Source organism: Vitiosangium sp. GDMCC 1.1324 (genome assembly GCF_003044305.1).
Classification (GTDB): domain Bacteria; phylum Myxococcota; class Myxococcia; order Myxococcales; family Myxococcaceae; genus Archangium.
The window spans coordinates 1-20786 of record NZ_PZOX01000010.1 but is presented as its reverse complement, the minus strand read 5'-3'; the positions used below and the strand labels follow the sequence as shown (position 1 = coordinate 20786).

Sequence of the window (20786 nt, the reverse complement as noted above, 5' to 3'; positions counted from 1 at the left end):
GACCCCTCTGACGCTCACTCCGCATGAAGACCCTCACCGAATACCTCACCTTCCAGACCCGCGAACGCCGCGAGCTCGTTCGCATCACCGATACCGTCTCCGAGCTCGTCCGCAAGAGTGGCATCCAGGAGGGCATGGTGCTCGTTTCCGCCATGCACATCACCGCCGGTGTCTTCGTCAATGACGACGAGCCCTTCCTCCACCAGGACATCTGGGACTGGTTGCAGAAGCTCGCACCCCAGGGGCCCAACTACCGCCACCACGGCACCGGCGAGGACAACGGGGATGCCCACCTCAAGTCCCTGCTCATCCACCACCAGGTGATTCTTCCCGTCACGGCGGGGAAGCTGGACCTCGGGACCTGGCAGCAGGTGTTCTACGCCGAGTTCGATGGGCAGCGCCGCAAGCGCCTGATCATCAAGGTGATGGGCGAGTAGGCAGGGGAAGGGCGTGCCGTTGGAGGACCGCGAGCAGCTCGGGCGGCAGCGGGCTCTCCACCCGCACCTGTTGCTTCGTCACCGGGTGCGTCACCCCCAGCGCCTTCGCGTGCAGGAAGAAGCGCTCCAGCCCCGGCTCCTCGCGCCCGCCATACAGCGTGTCTCCCACGATGGGTGCTCCCACCGCCGCGAGGTGCGCGCGAACCTGGTGCAGCACCCCCGTGGAGATGCGCACCTCCACCAGGCTGTACTCCCCCGAGCGCTCCAGCACCCGGAACTCCGAGTGCGCTTCCCTCGCGCCCTCGCCCCCGTCCAGCGCCGGCTCCACCCGGTCCGGATGCCTCGGGTGGTGGCGCAGCGGCAGCTCGATCTCCCCCTCGTCCGCCAGCGGCCCCGTCACCAGCGCCCAGTAGCGCTTGTCCACCTCGCGCCCACCGAACGCCTCGCGCACCGCCGTCCACGCCTCGCGCGAGCGCGCCGCCACCATCACCCCGGACGTCTCGATGTCCAGCCGGTGACACAACCCGCCCTCGCGCTCGTCCTCCGAGGCCTCGGCGCACTCGGGGTAGCGCGCTATCAGCGCGTTGGCCACCGTGCCCGTCTCTCCGGGTTGCAGCGGGTGCGAGGGCCTGCCCGCGGGCTTGTCCACGAACACCAGCGCCTCGTCCGTGTGCAGCACCGCCAGCGGCGCCTCCGGCTCCGGCACTACCTCGCGCCGCTCCTCCGGCACCACCACGGAGATGCGCTGGCCCACGGCCACCAGCAGCCCCTTCTTCGCCGCCCGGCCGTCCACCTTCACCGCGCCCGAGTCGAAGAGCCGCTTCAGCTTCGCGCGTGACAGCCCCAGCGCCTCTCCAATGAAGAGGTCCACCCGCTGCCCCGCCTTCCCTGCCTCCACCACCAGCGTGTGCGTCGTCCCGGTTGTGTTCTCATTCACTCGGAGAGTGCCTCGTACACTTCCTCGGCCGTCTGGAACCGGTCGTCCGGCTCCTTCCGGATGAGGCGATGGGCCACCCGGGCCAGCTGTGGATCTCCCTTCTGGTTGATGGCCAGCAGTGGCGGGGGCTCGGTTTCCAGCACCTTGTGCCACAAGTCCACCGGGGACTTCGCGTCAAAAGGCGGACGGCCCGTCATCAACTCGTAGAGGATGACCCCCAGGCTGTAGAGGTCCGAGCGCCCATCCAGCGGCTCGCCCAGAATCTGCTCCGGCGACATGTAGCGGAACGTCCCCACCATGCGCCCGTCCAGCGTCACCCCCGCGTCGTCCGCCAGGAGCTTCGCCAGCCCGAAGTCCATCAGCCGCACCTGACGGTCCTCGTCCACCATGATGTTGGACGGCTTCAGGTCCCGGTGCACCACCCCGTGCGCGTGGATGTAGGCCAGCGCCTCGCACATCTGCAGCAGCGCGTCCTTCAGGCGGCCCACCCGCTCCGGCCGGTTCAGCTCCTCCAGCCGCGCCGCCGTCTCCCGCTTCACCGGCTCCGCCTCCGGCCCCGCCACGTCGTAGGGCAGCTCGAAGTCCAGCGGATCCAACTCGTCCGAGTCCGACAGGAGCCACGGCTCCACCGGCACCGGCAGCCGCGCCGCCGAGCCCGAGGTGCCAAAGCGCATCGTCGCTCCCATGTCCTCGCTCGGCGCCTCCTCGGCGAAGGCCGACAGGTCGAACAGCTCCTGGCCGGCTTCGCCCGACACGGGTTCCCCGCTGACCGAGCCCGGTGCTCCACCTGGCCTGAGCAGCTCGGAGGCCGAGGACGCGCTCGTGGGAGACAGCAGATCCTCGCCCCGCAGCGACAGGTAGTCGCGCAGCGTCAGCCCCTCGATGAGCTCCATCACCAGATAGGGCGAGTTCTGGAAGACCCCGGTGTCATAGACCTTCACCACGTTGGGGTGGGACAGGTCCACCAGGGTCTCGAACTCACGCACCAGCCGCTTCGCCGCCCGCGAGTCCATCGCCGGGCCGCCCGACAGCAGCTTCAGCGCCACCGAGTCGTTGCTCCTGACGTCCAATGCCCGGTAGACGGTCCCGATGCCGCCGCTTCCGAGCGTCTCGAGGACGCGATAGGGACCGATGTGCTTGGGACGCATCGAGTCGGAGATCCTAGATACCCTGTTGGGTCGGGGTCAAACGGGCGCCAGCCGGGGCGGGTGTTGGCTGTCGGTCACAGAATCATTCCAACGCCTCATGGGGCCGGGTAGCCAGGGTTGGGTAGGTCTGGGACTCACTGACCCGGGCCCGGGGGCGGTGGGGGGCCGTTCCGGCCAGCACGGCGACCGCTCGGGTCGTTGGAGCGACCACTCCTGCACACGCCCGTGGACGTAGCCCGGTGGGACCTCTATCTTGCGCAGCCTCATGGAACGCCCTGTCTCACCACCCTCTGTGACCGCCCTCGAGCGACTCGTCCAGGAACGACCCCTGCCGCGCCACGTGGGCATCATCATGGACGGCAATGGACGGTGGGCGGAGATGCGTGGCCTGCCGCGGGTGGAGGGCCACCGCGAGGGCTCCACCAGTGTTCGCGAGGTGACGCGCTGCGCCCGGCGGGTGGGCGTCGAGGCCCTCACCCTCTACGCCTTCTCCTCCCAGAACTGGGCCCGGCCCGCCGAGGAGGTGGCCGCGCTCATGGATCTGCTGCGCGAGTACCTCGAGAGCGAGCGCTCGGAGATCCTGGAGAACGGCATCCGCCTCAACGCCATTGGCGAGGTGGAGAAGCTGCCGCGCTTCGTGAAGGATCCGCTGGACAGGCTCCGGGCGGACTCGGCGGGCAACAAGGGCATGGTGCTGACGCTGGCGCTGTCCTACGGTGGGCGGGAGGAGCTGGTGCAGGCGGCGCGCCGGGTGGCCGAGGCCGCCAGCAAGGGCGAGTTGTCGCCCGCGCACCTGGACACCAAGGGTTTCGAGTCGTTCCTCTGGACGCATGACCTGCCGCCGGTGGACCTGGTGGTGAGGACCAGCGGAGAGCATCGCATTTCCAACTTCCTTCTCTGGCAGCTGGCGTACGCGGAGCTGTGCTTCAGCGACGTCCTGTGGCCGGACTTCCGGACCGAGGCGTTCCTGCGCTGTCTGGCGCAATACCAGCAGCGCGAACGGCGCTTCGGACTCACCTCCGCGCAAGTCAAGCGGGAGGACTCCCAGCGGGCCAAGGCGTGAACGAGAAGAACAAGAACCTCGTCATCCGGATCGTCTCGGCACTGACGCTGCTGCCGATCGTCCTCTTCTTGCTGCTCAAGGGAGGCGCGTACAGCGCGGGGCTGCTCGCCGTGGCCGCGGCCATCTGCGCCGGCGAGTACTACACCATCACCCAGAAGACGCTGACTCCGGCGGCCTGGGTGGGCATGGTGCTCGCGGGCGTGCTGCCCTTCCTGCCCCTGAGGGATCCGGCGCGCACCGGCGAGGGGGCCTTCTGGGTGACGGCCTTCTTCCTCTTCTTCTCCTTCACCTACCACCTCATTCGGGGGCCGCTGCAGGAGGCGCCCACGCGGGTGGCCCACCTGGTGACGGGCTTCCTGTACGGCTCGGTGGGGCTCACCGCCCTGTCCGCCTTGCGGCTGATGCCGGATGGGCTGGCGTGGGTCATCGCCGCGCTCGTCATCACCTGGGCCAACGACACCGCCGCCTACTTCGCCGGCCGCTTCCTGGGCCGTCACAAGCTGTACCCCGCGGTGAGCCCCAACAAGACGTGGGAGGGCTTCGTGGGTGGCCTGGTGGGCTCGGTGGGCGGCATGTTCGTCGCCCGGGGCTTCTTCTTCCCCGTCTTCACGGTGACGGACTGCGTCCTGCTGGGCCTCTTCGGCGGCGTGCTCGGCCCCATCGGGGACCTGTGCGAGTCCATGCTCAAGCGGGCCTACGGGGTGAAGGATTCCGGCCGTATCATTCCCGGACACGGCGGCATCCTGGACCGCATCGACGCGCTGCTCTTCAACGCGCCCCTGGTGTTCGTCTACGTCACTTTCGTTCGCGGCCTGCTTCCGTAGCAGCCACCGATTGTCCGGTCGACCGGACTCCGGGCTCCGAAGCGCATTGTCGGGCATGGGTCCCACGGTTAGTGTTGGGACCATGTTTCAAGACCTCGGCCTCTTCGTCCTCCTGCTCGGCGTGCTCATCACCGTCCACGAGCTGGGCCACTTCCTCGTGGCCAAGGCCTGCGGGGTGAAGGTCGTCCGGTTCTCCATCGGCTTCGGGCCGAAGCTGCTCGGCTTCACCAAGGGAGACACCGAGTACCAGGTGGCCGCGCTGCCCCTGGGTGGCTACGTGAAGATGGCCGGGGACTCGCCCTACGAGGACGTGAGCCCCGAGGATGCCCAGCGGGGCTTCCTGAACGCCGCGCCCTGGAAGCGGGCCCTCATCGTGGCGGCCGGGCCCTTCTTCAGTCTGGCCTTCCCCGTCCTCATCTACTTCTTCGTCTTCGTCGGGGCGCACGAGGCCATCTCCACCCGGGTGGGCTACGTGGACCCCGCGATGCCCGCGGCGGCCGCTGACATCCGCCCCGGAGATCGCATCATCGCCGTGGACGGGGACAAGGTGCAGACCTTCGAGGAGCTGCGCGGGGCCTTCGTGGGCCGCTTCGAGCGCTCCATCCCCATCACCGTGGAGCGCGAGGGCAAGCAGTTCATCGCCAACGTGACGCCGCGCAAGGTCGTCGAGTCCACTCCCGTCGAGTCGGTGGAGCGGGGGCAGATCGGCATCCAGCCCGCCCGCAAGCCCGCCGTGGTGGGAGTGCCGCCGGGCTCGCCCGCGGCCCAGGCGGGGCTGAAGTCCTTCGACCGGGTCCTGACCATCAACGGGGTGAAGATTCCAGACGAGGCCGCCTTCTTCGAGCAGGTCGCCCGGACACAGGGGCCGCTGGAGCTCACCGTGCAGCGCTCGCAGCCGGTGGAGGTGGGCGCGGTGACGGGACAGGTGCCTTCCGTGACGAAGGTGTCGGTCCCGAGGCAGCAGGGCGAGGGGTTCTCGGCCCTGGGCGTGGAGTCCTCGGACCTGTACGTGGTGGCCGTCAGCCCCGGCAGCGCGGCGGAGAAGGCCGGCATCCGCGCGGGGGACAAGCTCGTCTCCTTCAATGGCGAGCCGCTGCGCTCCTTCAACGTGCTGGCGGGCGAGCTGAGCAACCTGAAGGAGAAACCCTTCCAGCTCACCTGGCGTTCGGCGGCGGACGGGCAGGAACACACGCAGACGCTCACCCAGGCGATGCGCACCAGCAAGGACGAGTTCGGGCAGGAGTCCTCCCGGCTCGAGCTGGGCGTGCGGCCCTGGTACCCCTCCTCGGCGGAGCTGCTCCCGGCGGACACGGTGACGGTGCACATCAGCGTCCCCGAGGCGCTGCGCCAGTCCGTCGTCATCGTGCCGACCATCATCAAGCAGATGGTGAAGGTCATCGGCCGCATCGTGACCGGCGAGATGTCCACGAAGACGCTGGGCGGGCCGGTGATGATGTACCAGCTGGCCTCCAAGAGCGCGGAGCAGGGCCTGGAGAGCTACCTGCACCTGATGGCCGTCATCTCCATCAACCTGGGCGTGATGAACCTGCTGCCCATCCCCATCCTCGATGGTTTCGGGCTGCTGGCGGCCGTGTGGGAAGGCATCCGCCGCCGCCCCATCTCCATGCGGGTGCGGGAGATGGCGAACGTCGTGGGCCTGGTGTTGCTGGTGGCCCTGATGGTGATGGCCTTCTACAACGACGTGACCCGCTAGAGGTGAGATGCGGCGACTGCTCGTGGGCGTGACGGTGGGGATGGGACTGCTGGCGGGCTGCGCGACGCGAGCCACCCGGCCCACCCCCGAGGAGCAACCGGAGAAGCCGCCCCCGTCCCGGGCCTGGTTGGAAGAGGGGCTCGCTTCGTACTACGGCCCGGGGCTGGCTGGCCGGCCCACCGCCAGCGGCGAGAAGTTCAACCCCAAGGGTTTTACCGCCGCCCACCGCAAGCTGCCCTTCGGCTCGTGCCTCCGGGTGGTGAACATGGAGAACGGGCGCTCGGTGGAAGTGCGCGTCAACGACCGCGGGCCCTTCGTCCAGGGGCGCGTGGTGGACGTGTCCACCGCCGCGGCGAAGCAGCTCGGCATGATGGACAAGGGGCTCGCCCGGGTGCGCCTCTATCGCTGCGCGGACCGGACCTCCTAGGGTAGAAGCCCCCCATGTTCCTCTCGCTCGACACCTCCACCCTCACGTTGTCCCTGGCCCTCGTGGAGCGGGAAGGGGAGGGGATCCGCGTCCTCGAGCACGCGGTGGTGGGTCCTCCCAGGAAGCAGAGCGAGGTGCTGCCCGGCATCGTCGGCGAGCTGCTCGCGCGGCATGGGGTGGCGCTCAAGTCCCTGGAGGGCATCGCCATCGGTCTGGGCCCCGGCTCCTTCACCGGCCTGCGCATCGGCCTGTCCTGCGTGAAGGGCCTGGCCTACGCGGCGGGACTCAAGGTGACCGGGGCCTCATCGCTCGCGGCCGTGGCCCTGGAGGGCCCCGAGGGTCCTCCCCTGTTCGCGCTCGCGGTGGCGCGCAAGGATGACCTCTACCTGGGCCCCTACCGGCGCGTGGGGCAGCGCGTGGAGGCACTTGGCCCCGAGGAGGCGATGAGCCCGGAGGAGGTGGCCGCGCGCATGGCCGCCGAGCCGGAGGCACTCGCCCTGGGGCCTGCCCTGTCCGAGTACCGCGCGGCGCTGGAGTCCCATGGCGTGGCGCCCTCACGGCTGCTGGGCGCGCCCGCCTTCCCCTCGGCGGTGGCACTGGCCCACCTGGTGCGCTTCCCCGAGGAGCAATCGGTGCAGGCGATGTTCGCCCTGGAGCCGCACTACGTCCGGGCCTCCGAGCCCGAGCGCAACCCCAAGTTCCCCCCGCTGCCCGGGCCTCCGCCCACCGCGCGCCTCAAGGACGACTGAGGCCGAGGCGCTCGAGGTCCGCCGGGGTGTCGATGTCGAGGAGTCCCTCGGCGAAGGGCACGAGCGCCAGGCGGGCGCGGTGCCGCATCAGGACCGGTTTGGCGCCCTGCTGCCCGCTCAGCGCGAGGAGCTCGGGAAGCAGCTCCGCCGCGAACGCCGCGGGCACTCCGAAACCGCCGTCCCCTCCATAGTCGCTGGCCGAGGCAGCATGTCCTCGCGTCACGTGCTCCGCGAGCGCGCGGAGGTGCTCCGGAGAGACGAAGGGCTGGTCGCACAACATCAGCACGGCCGGCTCTTCCCGGGGCCGGGAGGCATCGGCGAGCAGGGCCTCGACGCCAGTGCGGATGGAGGTGCCCGGCCCCTCGGCCCACCCGGCGTTGAACGCGAGCCGGACGCGGGCGCCGCCGAGCGCTTCCGCTACGGCTTCGCTGGACGCTCCCGTGACGACGATGACGCTCCGGGCTCCACTCTCGTTCGCCACGCGAGCGGCCCGGGACACCAGCGGCTCACCCTCCATGCGCACGAGCTGCTTGGGCGTTCCGAGGCGTGACGAGGCGCCGGCTGCGAGCACGACGGCGGAGAAGGACGGGACGCCCGGGGGCCTCATTCGCGCTTTCAGTTCACCACGTCGGACTCGGCCACGTGGATGGGACCGTCATGCTGACGGAGGTGGACGCTCTCGCTGCGCGAGAGCACGGCCTGGATCTCCGCGGCGATCGACAGGGCAATCGCGGCGGGCGTCTCACCGCCGAGCTTGAGCCCCACCGGGCTGTAGAGGCGGGCGCGCTGCTCCGGAGTCGGGACGAACACATCGGCCATCTCGCGCAGGAGCTGCTCGCCCCGGCGTTTGGGGCCCAGCAACCCGACATAGGCCACATCGAGCTTCAGCAGCTCGGGGATCAGGCGCAGGTCGACGAAGTAGTTGTGGCTCATGACCACCACGGCCGAATGGCTCCCGGTGGGCACGTGCGCGGCGGCGTGCTCGGGATGCGCGTGAATCACGCGCTCGGCACCCGGAAAGCGGGCTGGGTCGCAGACCGCGGGCCGATGGTCCAGTACCGTCACCCGCCAGTCGAGCTGACGGGCGATGGAGATCAAGGGCACCGCGTCCGGGCCCCCGCCGTAGACCGTGAGGTGGAGGGCGGGCGGCACGAGGTCCACGAAGCACTCGACGTTGCCTTCCGGCAGGCTGAACGTCCGCCTCAAGGGGCGCGACGTCGCGAGCGCTTCACGGGCGAGCCCGCGAGAGGCCTCGCGCAGGGCCGCGGTGGCGGACGAGCGGGGGCCGGCGTCTCCCTCTTCCTCCAGGATGGTGCCCAGGAGGCCCTCGAGCGCGGGTGGGGCATCGAAGGCGACGACGAGCGCCCGCGGCGCGTGGCTGGTGTTCATCCCGCACAGGAGCCGGCGGGTCTCGGCATCGAGCCGCCAGGGCTCGATCTTCTCGAGCAGGACGTCGAGCGCACCCCGGCACCCGAGCCCGTAGCCCACGAGCCCATCATTCTCGCCCGTCATGTCGAAGCGAAGGCGGCGCGAGGCGCCCGTGGTGAGCACCTCGCGCGCCGTCTTGGCGATCTGCGGCTCGAGACAACCGCCGCTGATCAATCCCACGGGCAAGCCCCTCGGTGTGACGAGGAGCCGCGCCCCGGCCCGGCGGTAGGTGGAACCACTCGTGCGGACCAGGGTCCCCAACACGAGCGGCTCGCGGGCCGCGGCGGCCTCCTCCATCACGGTGAGGAGCTCGCTGACACTCACGACGGCTTGCCCCCGGTGAGCTTGTGGTTGCTGATGGGCAGGGTGCGCAGGCGCTTGCCCGTCGCGGCGAAGATGGCGTTCGTCACGGCCGGGGCAATGGGCGGCGTGCCGGGCTCTCCGACTCCGCCAGGGGCCTCACCACTCTCGACGATCTCCACGGCGACCTCCGGCATCTCATGGGGCGCCAGCATCGAGTAGTCGTGGAAGTTGCTCTGCTCGACGCGGCCATTGCGGAGCGTAATCTGCCCGCGCAACGCGGCGGAGAGGCCATAGACGACCCCACCCTCCATCTGGGCGACAATTGTGTCCGGGTTGACGTACCGGCCACAATCAATGGCGACCCAGACCTTGTGGACGGCCGGCCGCCCATCCGCGGAGACCGACACCTCGGCCACCTCGGCCACGATGCTCCCGAAGCTCTCGGCGATGGCGATGCCGCGGTAGCGGCCCTCCGGAGCCGGCGTCTCCCAGCCCGACATCCGGGCCACGGTGTCGAGCACCTTGACGAAGCGCGGCTTGGACTTCTCGAGGAGGGCGCGGCGGAACTTGTACGGATCCTGCTTCGCCGCGTGCGCCAGCTCGTCGATGAAGCTCTCCACGTAGAACGCGTTGTGGGAGCTGCCGACGGAGCGCCAGAAGCCCACCGGCACGCCCGTGTCGACGATGGCCGCCTGGACGTGCTGGTTCGGGCACTCGTACGGGAAGTCGGCGAGGCCCTCGATCGTCGTGCCGTCGATGCCGTTCTTGCCGACGCCGCCGAACTGCGTCCAGCGCTTCATGATGGACGGGCTGGCGATGCTCGCAGTGAGGGCCACGGGCAGTCCGTCCTCACCGAGTCCGGCCTTGAACTTCACCAGACTCGCCGGCCGGTAGAAGTCGTGCTGGACGTCCTCCTCGCGCGACCAGATGAGCTTGACGGGCTTGCCGACCGCCTTCGAGGCCTCGACGGCCTGGAGCACCACGTCGCTCTCCGCCCGCCGGCCGAAGCCACCGCCCAGGTAGGTGGTGTGAACGACGATCTGCTCCTGCGGCACCTTCGTGACGCTCGAGACGACGATCTTCGTGAGGGTGTGCGATTGCGTGCCCACCCAGAGCTCGATTCCGTCCGGCTTCACGTGCGCCGTGCAGTTGAGGGGCTCCATCGGCGTGTGGGCCAGGAAGGGCGTCGAGTACTCGGCCTCGAGCTTCGTCTTCGCCTTGCCCAGTGCCTTGTCGGGCTCGCCCTTCGTCGCCGCGACGGGGTTCTTCTTGCCGTTCGCGGCGGTGCGGAGCTTCTTCTCGATGGACTCCGAGGACACCCCGGTCGTGGCGCCCTTGCTCCACTTGACCTCGAGGCCTCCGGCGAGCGTCTTCGCCGTGAACCAGCTCCCCGCGACGACGAGGACGGCACCCGTGGACTTCACCAGCGTCGCGCCCGCGGGCATCGACCTGGCCAGCTCCTCGAAGTTCGAGCACTCACCGCCGAAGACGGGCGAGTGGCGCACCGCCGCGTAGAGCATGTCCGGAACGACGACGTCGATGCCGAAGATGGGCTGGCCCGACACCTTGGCGGGCGTGTCGAGGCGCTTGTGCGGCTTGCCGACGATCTTGTACTCGGCGGCCGTCTTGAGCTTCGGCTCCTTGGGGATGGCGCTGGCGGGCAGCGCGGCGGCCAGGGTGGAGAGCTCACCAAAACCGGCCTTGCGGCCGCTCGCCTTGTGGAGGATGTGGCCCTGCTCGGCATGGCAGGACTCCGGGGGCACACCCCACTGCTGGGCGGCGGCGGTGATCAGCAGGTGGCGCGCGGTGGCGCCGATGCGCTGGAGGATCTCCCAGGTGCTGCGGATGCTCTGGCTGCCTCCGGTGACTTCGATGGGATGGCCGCTGTAGTTGAACTCGACGCCCGAGGGCGCCGGCTCGACGCGAATCTTGCTCCAGTCCGCCTCGAGCTCCTCGGCGACGAGCATGGGCATCGCCGTGAAGATGCCCTGGCCCATCTCGCTGCGCGCCACGTAGATGGTGATGATTCCATCCGGGGCGATCCGCAGCCACGTGTTGAGGTTCGCCTCCTTGGCTCCCTGGGCGTCCTTCTCCGCCGAGGCCCCCGCGGCGAACGCCTCGGCGCGGCGCATCGGGTTGCCGGGGAGGTGGAAGCCGAGCACGAGGCCCGCCACCGTCGCGGCGCTCGACTGGACGAACGAGCGGCGGGAGAGGACCACCGGGTTGTTCTTCTCCTGGTCGGTCTTCATGGTCAGACCTCCCCCTCGGAGTTGAGCTTGACGGCGATCTGCACGGCCTTGCGGATGCGGCCGTAGGTGCCGCAGCGGCACAGGTTCGTCATGGCCGCGGAGATGTCTGCCTCCGTGGGCTTGGCCTTGGCCTTGAGCAGCGCGGCGCAGGACATGATCTGCCCGGACTGGCAGTAGCCGCACTGGGGCGCGTCGGCTTCGATCCACGCGCGCTGCGCGGGGTGGCTGTTGTCGGAGCTGAGGCCCTCGATCGTCGTGACCTCGCCACTCACCGCGACGAGCGGCAGCAGACAGCTGCGCACCGCGGCTCCATTGATGTGCACCGTACAGGCACCGCACAGGCCCTGGCCACATCCGAACTTGGTCCCGAGCAGCCCGAGCTTCTCCCTGAGCACCCACAGAAGAGGGGTTCCGGGCTCCGCCTCGACCGTCACTTCCTTGCCATTCACCTTCAGAGTCTGCGCCATGCGATCTCCCTCCGGACGACGGTTGGGGGGGCTCGTCCGGAGCGTGGAAATTCAGGAGTGCAGGAGTTAACGGGGACCGAGAGCCCCGCCAAGCTCTTTTGTGGTCCCCGCCCCCCTTCGCCAGTGGCGTGGGTGTTACACCCGGTACGTGCGCGCCACCGTCTCCATGCGCTCGGCCGCCTCGCGCAGCGAGCCCGTGGCCCGCGTGATGGCCTGGACGCCCTGCATCGTCTCGTCCATCAGCGAGGACAGGTCCGTCACGGCGGTAAAGATTTGAGAGATGCCCGCGTTCTGCTGGTTCACCGCGACGGCGATCTGCCGGGCCGCCCCGGCGTTGTCCCGCACGATGGCGGTGAGCTCCCGGAGGCTCTCGCCGCTGGCGCGTATCTGGGCGAGCCCGTCCTGCATCTGCCGCTGCCCCTTCTCCGTCATCACCACCGTGGCCTGGATGGAATGGCCGATGTCATCCAGCAGCTCGCGCACTCGGTCCGTGGAGTCGATGGACTGGTCGGCCAGGGCGCGGATTTCACGGGCCACCACACCGAAGCCCTTGCCGTGCTCGCCCGAGCGCACCGCCTCGATGGCCGCGTTGAGCGCCAGCATGTTGGACTGGTCGGCCAGGTCCTTCACCGTCTGGGCGATGCTGCCGATCTGCTGGGTGCGCTCGCCGAGCGAGATGATGGTGGTGGCCAGCTTGCCCACCTTCTCATGCAACTCGTGGAGGCCCTGGAGGCTGGCGGCCAGGGTGGACTCGCCCGCGTTGCCCACCTGCTCGGCGCGGGAGGCCACCTCCAGCACGGTCTGCGAGCGCTCCGCCGCCATCTGTGACGTCTGGCGAATCTCTTGCGCGGTGACCTGCGTCTCCTGGATGGCGGACGCCTGGCGCGCGAGGTTGCGCTCCTGCAACTCGGCGGCCTTGTCCAGCTCGGCCATGGCCCCGGTGAGCACCTGCGTGCCCTGCTGGAGTCCCAGGGTCGTCTCGCGCAGGTGGTCCATCATCCGCGCGAACGCCTGGGCCAGCTCGCCCACCTCGTCCCGGGTCTCCACCTGCACGCGGTGCGAGAGATCCCCCTCCTGGATGACGTGTGTCACCGCCTGGCTCAGCGCGGTGATGGGACGGGCGATGCTGCGCGCCAGCCACCACGAGCCCACGATGGCCAGCCCGAGGAAGAGCCCTATCAGCCCCAGGGCGATCGTGGCCGCTTCCGCCAGGGGGGCATAGGCCTCGCGAGCGTCCACCCGGGCCACGAAGTGCCAGCCGTCTCCCACGTCCTGCTCTTCCGTGCCGTTGATGGCCTCCTCGGACACGGGGTGCTCCAGGGGCGCGGCGTCCGCGGGGCGCGAGTCGAAGAGGAGCGAGCCATCCGCCTTGCGCACCTCCAGGGCGAAGCTGCTCTGCCCACGCCGCTGGGCGCGCTCCACGGCGGAGCGCACCACGTCACCCACCTGGCTCCAGTTGTACGCGGCGAGCAGCACGCCGATGCGCTTGCCGCTGAGCGGGCTGAGCACCGGTGCGGCCAGGGGCAGCACCCGCCGGCCGAAGGCGGGGTCCTTGTCGTCGGAGAGCGACTCGGCGGTGAAGCGGCCCTCGAGCGCCGCCCGGTACCAGGCCGTCTCGCGGACCTCGCGCTCCCGGTTCTGGAAGGCCTTGCGCACCTGCTCCGAGCTGGCGGAGACGGCGCGGCCCTGCTCGTCGAGGAGGACGAAGCCGCTGATGGACGGGTGGCGCTTCACCAGGCCCGCGAGCACCGCGTCGCTCTTGTCGTAGGTGTCGAAGAGCAGCGCGCCGCGCAGGATGGAGTCCTCGGACCAGCTACGCACGCTTGCTTCGCGCTCGGCCAGGGTCCGCTCCACCAGATCCTTGAGACCCTCGGCCTCCACCTGGAGCGTGGAGTGGATCTGCTTGGACAGCGTGCGCCGTGTGAAGGACAGGCCCAGGAACGACACGGACAGGATGGACAGGGCCGACAGCAGCGCCACGGAGAGGGTGATGCGACCCCGCAGCTTGAGGTCACCCAGGAAGGGGAGGTTCATGGTTTCAGAGCTCGAGCAGGGAGATGGACACGGTGAGCGCGCCGATGACGCGGGCGCCATCCTTCACCGGAAGGGAGACCTGGACGACGTAGGACTGGGTGGACTCGTCGAAGAAGGGCTTCTCGCGCAGCTCCGCGCCGCGGCCGCCATTGAAGGACCGGCGCCATTTTGGCTCGTCGCCCTGCCAGTAGTCGGAGGTCCGCCGCGTGGCGCCGACCAGCGCGCCCTGGTTGTCCATGACGAAGGCCTCGGCCACCACCCGGCCCATCCGGTCGCGATAGCGGCTGAGGGAGCGGGCACTCTCACTGCCCAGCACCTTGCGCTTGAAGGGGGTGAGGGAAGGGGTGGCGCGCCACTCCTCATCCAGCTTCTGGATGGAGTCCAGGGGGACGCGCTGCGCGTTCTGCCGCTTCACCTCGCGCACCAGCGCGGGCTCCGAGGCGAGCCGCCGCAACTCGGGCATCAACCGGTCCACCTTCTCGAGTTGAGCCGCGCCATCGGGCGGCAGGTGCGCGAGCAACACCCACGAGACGAGCGTCCACATCGACATGCATCACCGTCCGGCCGTGCGGAGCTGCGTGCGAGTGGGCCGGGGGCCCTCCCGTGACCGGTTTTCCTAACCCCAGTCTACCGGATTCAGTGCCGTGGGCCTGTTCCTGACGGGCCGCTCCTGCTCCCCCTCCATGCGGACGGGAAGGCGGGCCGCCGGGCGGGCGCATGCTTCTGGGTCCGAGGCCGCGGCGGAACCTCCTCGGACTCCTCGACTCCGGCGGATGCCCACGGGGTGGGTGCCTACCAGCGGCCGTCAGTGATTCCGTCCTCGAGTTGCAACACCTCGGGCAGGTACACCCGGACATGCCAGCAATTGTCCGTGAGGGGCTTGGCAGTCCATCATTCCACGGCCGAGGCCTACCCGGGTCCGGTTTGAGAAAACCCGGGTTGTACCCATCCTTCGTCAGCAGTGCATCGGGCCATGGTGGCCCGAAACCAGGGAGGGGTGCATGAAGCGATTCCAATGGTATGTCATGGGGAGTGTCCTCGCGGCCGGTCTTCTGGGACTTGCACACGAGGCCTCTGGCGAGACTCTGGCGGTGGAGCCTGCGACGAATTCCCAGTGCAAGCTGCGCACGCTGAAGGGCAACTACGCCTATGCGAGCGATGGGTACACCTTGAGTGGGACCGAGCGGGTCCCCTTCTCACAGGCCGGTCATGATTTCTTCAAAGGGGACGGGACCTTGACCGGTGCGGTGACCGTCAGCGTCCAGGGCGAGATCATTCGCCTCACCTACTCTGGCACCTACACCCTCGAGCCCGACTGTCGCGGCACCCTGACGGTCACCGACAACCTCGGAGTCACCGCGCACTTCGACATCTTCGTTACGAAGAACGGGGAGGAGCTGTCCTTCCTCCAGACCGACGCTAACAACGTCACCTCCGGCTTCGAGGTGCGAGGGGACTAAGCTCGACTTTCGCCCTTTTTGATCGGTTCTCTCTGACCTTCTTCTGGGAGGGCGCCTCGTTCTTCCTCCGAGGCGCCCAGAATGGCGAAAGTCGAAGTTCAACACCTGGGATGCCTCGAAGGGAATCATGCCCTTGCTCTTCGCCGCCTCCGCCAAAACAGACAATGTCTGTGTTGGCCGATCTGAAAGCAGATAGATCGCTGCCTTTACGCGCACATCCATACGCGGATGTTCAGGTGCCCCGGGCCTGCTCTTCCGTGGCCTCGGCCTCTACCCGCACGCGGCCCCGCTCGCCCGGGGCAATCGGCTCCAGGGGCCATGCGCAGCACGCTGAGCCTTGCTCCACCCTTGCCCACCAGTTCCGCTCCCTCCGGTGTTCAGGACTGGGGGCCCGTGTTCATCAGTTCCACGTCCACCGCCACCCGGCGAGCGCCGCCCCCGCTCAGGCGCGCGCTCACGTCATCGGCAGGTCAGCCCGTCATGTTTTCCTCTCCAACGTTGCCCCACTACCGGAAGGAGCATGTTGGACATGAAAGAGCGTGGAAGCAGAACGAGGAGCACCTTGAGGCTGGCGGGTTTTCTCCTGTTGCTGGTGGCGGCCCTTGGAGCCCAGGCGGAGCCGCCTTCCTCCATACTCCCTGGCCGTAAGCCGGACTCCAAGGAGCCCTGGGGCGCTTTTCTTGGCAAGGCCGCACATGCGGCCATTGGCAACGAGTACGTCGTGCGGCATCCCTCAAATACCGTCTTCATCAACACCGCGAGTCTCTCCAAAATCGTGAAGGAGGGGGAGTTGGGGAACCCCGAGCGTCTTCCAGAGTTCGTGAGGCTCTTGTGCCCGGACATCACCGATACCCGCGCCCTCGTGCTGTTCGAGCTCAAGCCGGACAATGAGGAGTCGCGCAGGGAAGGGAGAGAACAGGCGGGGCGCTACCTGGCGGCTTTGAATGAGGCCGTCGAGCCTGACAAGAAGCTCGCGGGAGGCACCGGCTTCGAGGGGTCCCTCTTCCTCGAATTCGAGAACGGGGGCGCACTCTGGCAGTTGTCCTGGCGTACGCCAGAGCCCGGAGTGACGCTGTACCGCTGGAGCTACCGGCGCAAGAAGCCCGATGCTTCCTGGGAGGAGCGGGTGGCCCAGAAGGAAGAGGAATTGACCAGGGAAGAGATAGCGCATCACGGTGAGTTGGCCGAGCCGGCGATCCGGGCTGCGTATGACAAGGGCGAACGTCCCAAGGGCTTCCAGGGCCAGGTCTACCTGCCTGTGGACTGCCGCTGAGCGGGCGGAAGGCGTCTGCTGCCCTCGCAGCGCGCGAAGAGCTTGGCGCTTGAGGAGCATCTGACCGCTGTGGTAGGGCGAAAAGCCATGACCACGGAACAATCCCCGGTGCTCGAGTTTCCAGCGATACTTTACGGCTCCACCGCCACCATCCTCCGCAAGGTGAGAGCCGAGGGCCGCTGGTGGGCTCGGGAGTACCTCAAGACCGGTGTCTTTCCCCAACCCCGGCAGATGCGCCAGGTGCCGCCGGACGAGGTGCTGGTGGTGCGCTCAGCGGCCGAATTCGATTCGGCCCGCACACGCTGGTGGGTGCATCTGTTCGGCGAGGTCTTCATCAACTTGGATGAGGGCGTCCCGAAGGAGGAGCGTCAACGCACGGAGGAGGCTTTTGAGTCCTTCTGCCTGAGCACCCCTTGGGGCGCCCTCTACTATGCCGTATCCCCCCCGCCGCCGCGGAGCGCGGAGCGCACGGCGAGCCGGCTCGCTTCGGTGCTCCGCTTCTGGGATGTGTTGCAGGGCCCTCGTTATGCCTTCTGGCTCGGTAAGAAGTACACGCTGGAAGAGCTCATGGATGATATCTACCGCAAGACCCTGGAGGCATGGTGCCCCGGAGGCCCTGCCTCGATCCGCGAGCACATGACCCTGACGGTGGAGCGCATGGCGCGCGCTACCCGAGAGGATTGCCTGGAGGCCGTGCTCCGGCTAATGCCTGTCCTGGTGGAGGAGGACACCGAATTCAAACACCGCGAGGTGCTTAGCGACCCGGACTTCCTGCGCGAGCGCCTCTCCGCGCTTCCCCTGAAGAAGTTCGAGTCCATCTCCAGCGCCTACAAGTACACGGTGACCATTCAGTTGGCTGACTGGGACAGAGAGTTGGGGCGGCATTAGGGGCATCTCAATTGATGGTCCAAGCCCAATCGCAGACATGGCTTCTTGGGTGTCGTCACGCTGGGCATCATGCCGCCCCGTTCGCTGCGGCCGTACACCCCGGCGGGGATGGCGATGGTGTTAGCCACCTGCTGCTGGTGAGCCCCAGGTTCATGCGTGTGGCGCGCAGCAACGTCGCGAGCTGCGTGAGCCTGCTGGGCCGAGCTCGCTGAGCACGATGCTCCGATCCTGGTGAACACGATGGGCCGATGCGCGCAGCTTCAGGCACGATCTCTCAAAATCATGCCAATTTCGCGGCCTTTGTGTTGAATTTGATATCGTCACTTGGTTCGGCTCTTTTCGAGTTGGCGAGATCAGCGATGCCTAATCAACGTCTAGACTCCAAGTGCCCTCGCTCCAATATTTCAACACCTGGGATGCCTCGAAGGGAATCATGCCCTTGCTCTTTGCCGCCTCCTCCAAAACAGGCAATGCCTGCGTTGGCCGCTCTGAAAGCAGATAGATCGCTGCCTTTACGCGCACATCCATACGCGGATGTTCAAGAAGGACCGCCAGGGCATCCCGCCCGGCGTCGCCGTGATTGCGCAACTTCTTGTAGGCAGCAACGTAGCGTTTGGCGTGTTCGTTTCCCGTTTTTGCATCCCGACTCCAGATTGCGTCAGTCTGCGCCGATATGTTTTGGGCAAAATCTCCCACCAGTTCCTCTAGATTCATCTCCACACTCCATTCCTGATGTTCTCAATAGTCTCGGCCACCTGCCGTTGGGTGAGTTCCAGCTTCTCGCGTGTGGCGCGCAGCAATATCGCGAGCTCCGTGATCCTGCTCCAGGGGATGGGGATGGATGACATGACTCCTCCGGCGGTGGGACGCGCCAAGTCTAGCCGTGGACGAGGACCTGTTGCATCTTGTCAATGCCACCCGTGCCATCAGTCGTGAGTCCGTGTGTCTACCTGTGGGAACGTCACGCCTCGCACGGTGACGGTTCGCGGCCCGTCCGCCTCCCACAGCTTGAGCACGTAGGTGCCCCGGGCCTGCTCTTCCGTGGCCTCGGCCTCTATGCGCACGCGCCTCCGTTCGTCCGGGGCAATCGGCTCCAGGGGCCATACGTGCAACACATTGAGCCTTGCTCCGCCCCTGCCCACCAACTCCGCTCCCTCCGGTGTCCAGGACTGGGAGCCCGTGTTCATCAGTTCCACGTCCACCGCTACCCGCCCTTGAGCGTGGTAGCTGTAGGCCTTTTTCACCCTGAGCAACTCCTCAAGGGGCTGGGTGATGATGTCGAAGATGCCCAGCGCCTCGATGCCCTTCGTGTCCCACACCAGCCGGGATTCGAGCGCGCCCACGAGTCCCCCGGGGCTCTTCTTCTCTGCCTCGGCACGCGCCAGCTTTGTCTCGCACCGCTCGGCCCGCTCGCGCTCCTGCCGGGACTCCTGCTGGTAGGACTCGGCGGAGCGGGGCTGGCGGTACACATTCACCTGCGGCTCCGCCCGGTGGAGGTGCAGTACCAGCCGGAAGGTGACGCTTGCTGGGACCGCGCCGTCCGCGAAGCGCACCGTCAACCTCAACTGCTTGCCCGGCGGCAGCGCGCCCGAGGGCAGGAGCGTGATTGCGCCGTGTGCCTCGTCCACCATCACGAGGTGGAAGAGCTCGCGCTCCTCCAGCACCACCCCTCCACTCAGCAGCAGCGCGTTGAACACGAAGCTGGTGGTGCGGCCGGGGCTGATGTCCACCTCGTGCTCCTGCCCGGCTCCCTCCGCCGTCAACTCGACGTAGCGCGCGGCCCCTACGTCCCAGGGGGCGGGCACGGGTGGGGTCATGAGGGGACTGCCACTGAGGAGTGCGAACAACAGGGGAGCGGCAGTGGGGGACGGGACGGGCATGGGTGGCACAACCTCCGGAGTGGCCAGAATACCAGGGACTCAGGACGTTGGCCCCTGCTTCATTCGCCACTGTCCAGCCAGCCGTTGTCAGGCCGCCTACTCGAAGCGCTCCACCGCCTTCACCCCTTGAGAGAAAATGACCTGGGCCGTGCCGGGTTTTCCACCTGGCTTCCACTCGATGCCGATGCGTCCGATGCCGATGTCCCCCTCGCGATTGGTGAGCACCATGCACACGGGGTACGTGTCACCACCGGGCGTGCGGGCCTGGGTGAAGCGCCCGTAGATGCGGGTCTCGCCGAAGAAGATCTCCCCGGAGAGCAGGGTGCCCGGGGGCAGCTTCGTGTCGGTCTGGTCGATTTCGAATGTGGTGACCGGGCCCTCATGCACGGTGACGTACTTGTTATAGACGTTCTCCGGCCAACCGGCGCCCCTCGTCGTCCCCGGGGGAATGCCCAGTTCCTTCATGGTCTCCACGGCGCGGGGCGGGCAATCGGCGGCGGGCGGGGGCGTGGGCCGCACCTGGGGCGTGGTGGTGGGGCCGACGCACCCGGAGGCCAGGGTGCAGGTGGCCGCGAGCGCACCTACCGTGCCGGCCGCACTGCTCGTCTTCTTCGGCTGTGGCTTGGGCTGCTGGGGGGCGGGAGCCTTGGCGGGAGTCTTCACGCGCGTGTCCTTGGAGGGCGTCGCACGGGCGACGGGCGCAGGGGTTGGTGCCGCTTCCGGCGCTGCGCCTCCGTCACCTTCCGGCCGCTTGCTCGAGGGCGCCACTTCCTGGCTGTCCGGCTCCAGGGTCACGGGGTAGAACTCCGGCGGTAGGTTTGCCCAGGGTGTCCCTACTGGTAAGGTGAGGATTTCGGAGGCACGGGGCGGACGCAAGGCGAGCCACATGCCCAGACCCAGTACCAAGAGAGCACCGGCGGCCAGGAGCGCCCGTCGCGAGCGCGTGGCGGGCCTGGCCGGGGCTGGCGGCGGCTCCGTTGCCACGATGGGCTCCTCGCTGGGAAGCGGCGCCGTGTCCACAGTCAGGGCCGTGGGCGATGTTTCCTCCGTGGCCACCGGTGCGGCCGGGGGCGCGGCGCTCTCCGACTCCTCGCGCGAAGCGGGCGCCACCTGGACCTCGTCCACGAGAGATGCCGGAGGCGGGGCGGGCTCCACGGCGGGCGTGGGCAACGGCTCCACCTCTCCGGGTGGTTCCTCTCCGGCCGAGCCCAGGGTGGACACCTCGTGCAGCGGACGTGGCTTGCCCCGCACGGGCCGCTGCGCGTAGGAGGCCAGGCGCTCGTACAACGCCAGCAGGTCGCCGCCCGCCCACATGTCCTTCTGCCGATCGGTGGTGGCGTGGTGGGGGCCCCACGTCTCGCACAGTGGCACCTCCCACGTCTCGTCCGCTTGCTTCAACGCCTCTTCCAGCGCCGCGTCCACCGCCCGTGCGTCCGTGTACCTCTCCCCGGGCTGCTTGCGCAGCATGCGCTGGCACACCTCACCCGGCGCTCTCGGCACCCGCG

At 68.3% G+C, this 20786-nt stretch carries 19 protein-coding genes and 1 pseudogene; 9 read left to right on the top strand and 11 right to left on the bottom strand.

From position 1 onward, the window contains the following. Nucleotides 1-23: 23 nt before the first annotated feature. Nucleotides 24-437 (top strand): secondary thiamine-phosphate synthase enzyme YjbQ, encoded by a 414-nt coding sequence (locus DAT35_RS27430; protein WP_108070381.1) that lies wholly within the window; start codon nucleotides 24-26, stop codon nucleotides 435-437. On the opposite strand, the gene DAT35_RS27425 is transcribed toward DAT35_RS27430, so the two are convergent. Together DAT35_RS27425 and DAT35_RS27420 are read right to left on the bottom strand one after the other, a co-directional pair. Next, nucleotides 418-1374 carry an RluA family pseudouridine synthase gene (locus DAT35_RS27425; RefSeq protein WP_108070379.1) on the bottom strand — a complete coding sequence of 319 codons (957 nt, stop codon included), beginning with the start codon at nucleotides 1372-1374 and terminating at the stop codon, nucleotides 418-420. The genes DAT35_RS27430 and DAT35_RS27425 overlap by 20 nt on opposite strands. Further along, complete coding sequence (locus tag DAT35_RS27420; RefSeq protein WP_108070377.1) at nucleotides 1371-2522, bottom strand: serine/threonine-protein kinase; 1152 nt, start codon at nucleotides 2520-2522, stop codon at nucleotides 1371-1373. Before DAT35_RS27420 ends, DAT35_RS27425 begins: the two co-directional genes overlap by 4 nt. Before the next feature lie 265 nt (nucleotides 2523-2787). On the opposite strand from DAT35_RS27420, the gene uppS reads away from it, so the two are divergent. The 5 genes from uppS to tsaB all read left to right on the top strand — a co-directional run bounded on the left by uppS (nucleotide 2788) and on the right by tsaB (nucleotide 7299). Further along, nucleotides 2788-3585 carry a polyprenyl diphosphate synthase gene (gene uppS / locus DAT35_RS27415; RefSeq protein WP_108070375.1) on the top strand — a complete coding sequence of 266 codons (798 nt, stop codon included), beginning with the start codon at nucleotides 2788-2790 and terminating at the stop codon, nucleotides 3583-3585. Further along, nucleotides 3582-4409, top strand: a complete 828-nt coding sequence (locus DAT35_RS27410) for a phosphatidate cytidylyltransferase (protein WP_108070373.1) — start codon at nucleotides 3582-3584, stop codon at nucleotides 4407-4409. The genes uppS and DAT35_RS27410 overlap by 4 nt, the downstream gene beginning before the upstream one ends. Nucleotides 4410-4491: 82 nt before the next feature. Further along, nucleotides 4492-6123 carry an RIP metalloprotease RseP gene (gene rseP, locus DAT35_RS27405; RefSeq protein WP_108070371.1) on the top strand — a complete coding sequence of 544 codons (1632 nt, stop codon included), beginning with the start codon at nucleotides 4492-4494 and terminating at the stop codon, nucleotides 6121-6123. A 7-nt stretch (nucleotides 6124-6130) separates the two neighbouring features. Continuing rightward, the gene (locus DAT35_RS27400) at nucleotides 6131-6550 is read left to right on the top strand and encodes a septal ring lytic transglycosylase RlpA family protein (RefSeq protein WP_108070369.1); all 420 of its coding nucleotides are present in this window, start codon (nucleotides 6131-6133) and stop codon (nucleotides 6548-6550) included. 14 nt (nucleotides 6551-6564) lie between these two features. Continuing rightward, nucleotides 6565-7299, top strand: a complete 735-nt coding sequence (gene tsaB, locus DAT35_RS27395; RefSeq protein ID WP_108070367.1) for a tRNA (adenosine(37)-N6)-threonylcarbamoyltransferase complex dimerization subunit type 1 TsaB — start codon at nucleotides 6565-6567, stop codon at nucleotides 7297-7299. Here tsaB and DAT35_RS27390 read toward each other — a convergent pair. From DAT35_RS27390 to DAT35_RS27365, 6 genes are all read right to left on the bottom strand, one after another. After that, complete coding sequence (locus DAT35_RS27390) at nucleotides 7286-7906, bottom strand: NTP transferase domain-containing protein (protein WP_108070365.1); 621 nt, start codon at nucleotides 7904-7906, stop codon at nucleotides 7286-7288. The genes tsaB and DAT35_RS27390 overlap by 14 nt on opposite strands. 8 nt (nucleotides 7907-7914) lie before the next feature. Then, nucleotides 7915-9051 carry an XdhC family protein gene (locus DAT35_RS27385; RefSeq protein ID WP_108070363.1) on the bottom strand — a complete coding sequence of 379 codons (1137 nt, stop codon included), beginning with the start codon at nucleotides 9049-9051 and terminating at the stop codon, nucleotides 7915-7917. Beyond that, nucleotides 9048-11279 (bottom strand): xanthine dehydrogenase family protein molybdopterin-binding subunit, encoded by a 2232-nt coding sequence (locus DAT35_RS27380; RefSeq protein ID WP_108070361.1) that lies wholly within the window; start codon nucleotides 11277-11279, stop codon nucleotides 9048-9050. Before DAT35_RS27380 ends, DAT35_RS27385 begins: the two co-directional genes overlap by 4 nt. A gap of 2 nt (nucleotides 11280-11281) precedes the next feature. Then, on the bottom strand, nucleotides 11282-11746 hold the full coding sequence (locus tag DAT35_RS27375; protein ID WP_108070359.1) for a (2Fe-2S)-binding protein: 465 nt from the start codon (nucleotides 11744-11746) through the stop codon (nucleotides 11282-11284). A gap of 135 nt (nucleotides 11747-11881) precedes the next feature. After that, nucleotides 11882-13780 carry a methyl-accepting chemotaxis protein gene (locus DAT35_RS27370; protein WP_108070357.1) on the bottom strand — a complete coding sequence of 633 codons (1899 nt, stop codon included), beginning with the start codon at nucleotides 13778-13780 and terminating at the stop codon, nucleotides 11882-11884. 4 nt (nucleotides 13781-13784) lie between these two features. Further along, on the bottom strand, nucleotides 13785-14330 hold the full coding sequence (locus DAT35_RS27365; RefSeq protein WP_233261743.1) for a PDC sensor domain-containing protein: 546 nt from the start codon (nucleotides 14328-14330) through the stop codon (nucleotides 13785-13787). Nucleotides 14331-14781: 451 nt separating this feature from the next. Here DAT35_RS27365 and DAT35_RS27360 point away from each other — a divergent pair, with 451 nt between their 5' ends. The 3 genes from DAT35_RS27360 (at nucleotide 14782) to DAT35_RS27350 (ending at nucleotide 17401) form a co-directional block, all read left to right on the top strand. Continuing rightward, nucleotides 14782-15240 carry a hypothetical protein gene (locus DAT35_RS27360; RefSeq protein ID WP_108070355.1) on the top strand — a complete coding sequence of 153 codons (459 nt, stop codon included), beginning with the start codon at nucleotides 14782-14784 and terminating at the stop codon, nucleotides 15238-15240. A gap of 529 nt (nucleotides 15241-15769) precedes the next feature. Continuing rightward, nucleotides 15770-16513: a hypothetical protein gene (locus DAT35_RS27355; RefSeq protein ID WP_233261742.1), complete on the top strand. Its 744-nt coding sequence runs from the start codon at nucleotides 15770-15772 to the stop codon at nucleotides 16511-16513. A gap of 87 nt (nucleotides 16514-16600) precedes the next feature. Further along, complete coding sequence (locus tag DAT35_RS27350; protein WP_108070353.1) at nucleotides 16601-17401, top strand: hypothetical protein; 801 nt, start codon at nucleotides 16601-16603, stop codon at nucleotides 17399-17401. 363 nt (nucleotides 17402-17764) lie between these two features. Here DAT35_RS27350 and DAT35_RS27345 read toward each other — a convergent pair whose 3' ends face one another. The 3 genes and pseudogenes from DAT35_RS27345 to DAT35_RS27335 all read right to left on the bottom strand — a co-directional run. Continuing rightward, complete coding sequence (locus DAT35_RS27345; protein ID WP_108070351.1) at nucleotides 17765-18115, bottom strand: DUF2019 domain-containing protein; 351 nt, start codon at nucleotides 18113-18115, stop codon at nucleotides 17765-17767. Nucleotides 18116-18327: 212 nt separating this feature from the next. Continuing rightward, nucleotides 18328-19218, bottom strand: a complete 891-nt coding sequence (locus tag DAT35_RS27340) for a DUF2381 family protein (RefSeq protein WP_158501900.1) — start codon at nucleotides 19216-19218, stop codon at nucleotides 18328-18330. A 159-nt stretch (nucleotides 19219-19377) separates the two neighbouring features. Continuing rightward, a pseudogene (locus DAT35_RS27335) lies at nucleotides 19378-20786 on the bottom strand (hypothetical protein); the annotation flags it as partial.

Bases quoted from the DNA above. Each gene is read 5' to 3' on its own strand.
- DAT35_RS27430 (WP_108070381.1), top strand. From the start codon at position 24: ATGAAGACCCTCACCGAATACCTCACCTTCCAGACCCGCGAACGCCGC.
- DAT35_RS27420 (WP_108070377.1), bottom strand. From the start codon at position 2,522: ATGCGTCCCAAGCACATCGGTCCCTATCGCGTCCTCGAGACGCTCGGA.
- uppS (WP_108070375.1), top strand. From the start codon at position 2,788: ATGGAACGCCCTGTCTCACCACCCTCTGTGACCGCCCTCGAGCGACTC.
- rseP (WP_108070371.1), top strand. From the start codon at position 4,492: ATGTTTCAAGACCTCGGCCTCTTCGTCCTCCTGCTCGGCGTGCTCATC.
- DAT35_RS27400 (WP_108070369.1), top strand. From the start codon at position 6,131: ATGCGGCGACTGCTCGTGGGCGTGACGGTGGGGATGGGACTGCTGGCG.
- tsaB (WP_108070367.1), top strand. From the start codon at position 6,565: ATGTTCCTCTCGCTCGACACCTCCACCCTCACGTTGTCCCTGGCCCTC.
- DAT35_RS27390 (WP_108070365.1), bottom strand. From the start codon at position 7,906: ATGAGGCCCCCGGGCGTCCCGTCCTTCTCCGCCGTCGTGCTCGCAGCC.
- DAT35_RS27380 (WP_108070361.1), bottom strand. From the start codon at position 11,279: ATGAAGACCGACCAGGAGAAGAACAACCCGGTGGTCCTCTCCCGCCGC.
- DAT35_RS27375 (WP_108070359.1), bottom strand. From the start codon at position 11,746: ATGGCGCAGACTCTGAAGGTGAATGGCAAGGAAGTGACGGTCGAGGCG.
- DAT35_RS27370 (WP_108070357.1), bottom strand. From the start codon at position 13,780: ATGAACCTCCCCTTCCTGGGTGACCTCAAGCTGCGGGGTCGCATCACC.
- DAT35_RS27365 (WP_233261743.1), bottom strand. From the start codon at position 14,330: ATGTCGATGTGGACGCTCGTCTCGTGGGTGTTGCTCGCGCACCTGCCG.
- DAT35_RS27360 (WP_108070355.1), top strand. From the start codon at position 14,782: ATGAAGCGATTCCAATGGTATGTCATGGGGAGTGTCCTCGCGGCCGGT.
- DAT35_RS27355 (WP_233261742.1), top strand. From the start codon at position 15,770: ATGAAAGAGCGTGGAAGCAGAACGAGGAGCACCTTGAGGCTGGCGGGT.
- DAT35_RS27350 (WP_108070353.1), top strand. From the start codon at position 16,601: ATGACCACGGAACAATCCCCGGTGCTCGAGTTTCCAGCGATACTTTAC.
- DAT35_RS27345 (WP_108070351.1), bottom strand. From the start codon at position 18,115: ATGAATCTAGAGGAACTGGTGGGAGATTTTGCCCAAAACATATCGGCG.
- DAT35_RS27340 (WP_158501900.1), bottom strand. From the start codon at position 19,218: ATGACCCCACCCGTGCCCGCCCCCTGGGACGTAGGGGCCGCGCGCTAC.